This window comes from Gemmatimonadaceae bacterium (assembly GCA_020846935.1).
GTDB lineage: Bacteria > Gemmatimonadota > Gemmatimonadetes > Gemmatimonadales > Gemmatimonadaceae > RBC101.
Window position 1 is genome coordinate 1 of the sequence record JADLCY010000009.1, and the last position, 2,771, is coordinate 2,771.

A 2,771-nucleotide genomic window follows, 5' to 3' on the forward strand; every position below is an offset into this window, starting at 1 on the left:
CCGAACACCTCGGTGGTGACCGCGACCTGTATCGGGTGCGGTGTCGGGAGTGCCAAGCGGCGTGGACTGAAGTGCCGATCTCAGGGGATGCGTGATGCAGCGCCGACTCCTCTGCGTTCCGACGACGCTGCCGCGCGCCAACGAATGCGTCGGCCGTTGGCATCGGCACCACGCCGCGCTCCCGGGTGGCTTCGCGTGGTTCTGCGTCGCGTGCGTTGACGAATCCGGCGCAATCCACGGCGTCGCAATCGCCGGACGGCCGACGAACCGAAACAACGACGACGGGCAAACCGTTGAGGTGCTTCGCGTGGCGACTGACGGCGAACCAAACGCCTGCTCCGCCCTGCTAGGCGCTTGCGCTCGCGCGGCGCAGGCTATCGGCGCGTGGCGCATCATCACGTACACGCTCGAATCCGAGGGCGGAACCAGTCTCCGCGGCGCTGGGTGGGCGCTCGAATCGGCCGGGATTCGCTCATGGTGGACGCACACCGGAACGCGGACGCCGGCCGTGAACCGCGAGCACATGAGCAGCGCAAAGACACGATGGGCGAAGACGTTTCGCTCCCCGGTTGCGTGTGAGTTCGGTGGAGCTCGCGCGGCGCAGTCGGTGCTGTTCGCTGAGTCTGACCAAGAGGTGACGACATGACCGCCCCACCCGTGGCGCCCGTGCCGTGGCGCTCCTGCCGAATCTCGCCCGATATCGCCATCACGGAGACAGCAAGAGCAAGCGGCGTGCCCGCTTCGGAGGACGATGACCATGGCTAAACGCATCCCGATCGCGATCTGGCTGTGGGCGTGGTGGCACTGCCGCGTCGAGTACAGCCGGAATCCGATCCTCTCGTGGCTCGGCAAGCGCGTCACGATCCTGAAGCGCTACCTGCAAGGTGCCCGCCGGGTCGAGCTTGCTGACTACGATGGCACGGCCGGCCTGCTCTGCGTTGACGGGCTCGATATCCAGTGGGGCGGCGCTTGCCCGGTCCAGGGCGAGGGCACGCTAGACGGGCGCGAGTGCTACTACCGTTCGCGCGGCGAGGGCTGGCAGTTCCACGTCGCGGGCGCGTCGGGCGACGTGTTCGGAGACGACGCTTGGACCCACTGCGAGCGCCGCTACATCTTCCCTGCCGGGGGATGGGTGAGCGCGGCGGTGTCCGAGCGGTGCATTCGCGCCGCGGTCGCGAAGTTCCGCGCGGAAGGCGGCGCGCGGTGACCGCCGACATCTTCATCTGGACCACGGGCGGGCGGCGCATCTCGCTCGTCAGCCCGACGGTGGAGGACGTGGCGCCCGAGCTGATCGCCGGCCCTCTGTCGCGCCTCTGCCGGTGGACGGGGCACGTGCCGGAGCACTACTCGGTGGCTCAGCACTGCGTCGTCGTGAGCCACCTCCTGACGCCGGAACACGCGCTCGCGGGGCTGCTTCACGATGCCTCGGAGGCGTTCGTTTCCGACGTCAACAGCCCGATGAAAGCGCTCATGCGGCGCGCGGGGGACGTGATGCTCGATGCGGTGGCGGACCGTTTCGATGCTCGCATCTGCGAACGCTACGGCGTCGAGTCGCTCTCGCACCACGACGTCCACGTGGCCGATGCGGTCGCGGCAATCTTCGAGGCGCGCCTTCTCGTCGGCGTGCCCGATGACGAACTCGCCGCGTTCTTCTGCGACCTGATGCCGGTCGCGGAACTGCTCGCGATGACGCTCCCCGCGAGCGTCGGGTCAATGCTTGCGCCACTCGCGCCGCGTGATGCGGAGCGCTGCTGGCTTCAACGTCTTTCAGAGCTGGGAGGTACACGATGATCCGTCGAATCCGCGAAGCACACACACCGAAGCGCAGCCGCTCGCTCAAGCGCGTGAGCGACTGGGCAGCCGCCGCGCTCGCAATGCGCTCGGTTCACTTCGGCATCATCAAGGCCGAGCGAGCCGAACGCGCGAAAGGCGGGGCGAAGGGGGTGGACAAGTGAAGCCTCGCGGCATGAACGGACACCTACTCGCCTTCATGGTCAAGCCGCCGCCGCTGAAGTTCCGCGTCGAGAAGTTGACCGCGCACGGATGGCAAAGGATGGGATGGGCCGGCAGCACGGAAGAAGCCGAGGACCTCGCCGCGCACGGACTCGGCGGCGTCTGCCGGATCACGGAGTGCGACGGGCGCGAGTATCGGCGCGCGGTCAGGCTCGAGGCGATTGAGACGGGGAGGAGGGCGGCGTGAGCCAACGCCTGCGCATCGAGCGCGCCATCTCCTACGAGTGGCGCAACGTGGACGACGACTGCGCGGTTGACGGCTCGTGCCCCGGCTGCGGGTGCGATCCGTTCCACATCGTCGGAGTCACCAAGCCGGAGGACGCGGGCAGTCACGAGGATCGCGTCGGGACGCAGTGCGCGAAGTGCAAAGATCCGGTCGGCTGGCTCTACGTCGAACGGGCTTCGATCTTCGGTCGCGAGGAAGACAACGCCGTCCTGAACGGGAGGCCGCGTGTCTACGGCTGAGGGCACGCTGGCTCAGGTTCTCGACGGCTCGGCGCTTTGGTGCGTCGTCCACGGCGAGGGCGTGTCTGTCGGCGAGCGTCCCGAGGGCGCGGAGTGGGGCGAGCGGGATGTGCTGGCGAGCATCCCCGACGATGCGATCGACATCATGGCAACGGACCCACCGTATTCCGCGCACGTCCACAAGTCGGTGCGATCGGCCAAGCGCAGCGAATTGCCAGACGTGGCCGACTTCGCGTGTCGGACTCGGCGCGTGCGCGACCTGGGTTTCGAGCATCTAAGCGCAGCGTCGCGGC

General features: G+C 68.1%; 6 protein-coding genes. All 6 read left to right on the forward strand.

From position 1 onward, the window contains the following. The first annotated feature begins 757 nt into the window (after positions 1-757). Entirely contained in the window at positions 758-1,207 is a 450-nt protein-coding gene (locus IT361_11315; GenBank protein MCC6318267.1) for a hypothetical protein, read from the forward strand. Further along, positions 1,204-1,791 carry a metal-dependent phosphohydrolase gene (locus tag IT361_11320; GenBank protein MCC6318268.1) on the forward strand — a complete coding sequence of 196 codons (588 nt, stop codon included), beginning with the start codon at positions 1,204-1,206 and terminating at the stop codon, positions 1,789-1,791. The genes IT361_11315 and IT361_11320 overlap by 4 nt, the downstream gene beginning before the upstream one ends. After that, a complete protein-coding gene (locus IT361_11325; protein MCC6318269.1) occupies positions 1,788-1,955 on the forward strand; it encodes a hypothetical protein in 168 nt (55 codons plus the stop codon). Before IT361_11320 ends, IT361_11325 begins: the two co-directional genes overlap by 4 nt. A gap of 11 nt (positions 1,956-1,966) precedes the next feature. After that, on the forward strand, positions 1,967-2,200 hold the full coding sequence (locus IT361_11330) for a hypothetical protein (protein MCC6318270.1): 234 nt from the start codon (positions 1,967-1,969) through the stop codon (positions 2,198-2,200). Further along, entirely contained in the window at positions 2,197-2,478 is a 282-nt protein-coding gene (locus IT361_11335) for a hypothetical protein (protein ID MCC6318271.1), read from the forward strand. The genes IT361_11330 and IT361_11335 overlap by 4 nt, the downstream gene beginning before the upstream one ends. After that, the coding region (locus tag IT361_11340) for a hypothetical protein (protein MCC6318272.1) at positions 2,465-2,771 on the forward strand (307 nt) is incomplete at its 3' end. The genes IT361_11335 and IT361_11340, both read left to right, overlap by 14 nt.

Bases quoted from the DNA above. Each gene is read 5' to 3' on its own strand.
- IT361_11330 (MCC6318270.1), top strand. From the start codon at position 1,967: ATGAACGGACACCTACTCGCCTTCATGGTCAAGCCGCCGCCGCTGAAG.
- IT361_11315 (MCC6318267.1), top strand. From the start codon at position 758: ATGGCTAAACGCATCCCGATCGCGATCTGGCTGTGGGCGTGGTGGCAC.
- IT361_11325 (MCC6318269.1), top strand. From the start codon at position 1,788: ATGATCCGTCGAATCCGCGAAGCACACACACCGAAGCGCAGCCGCTCG.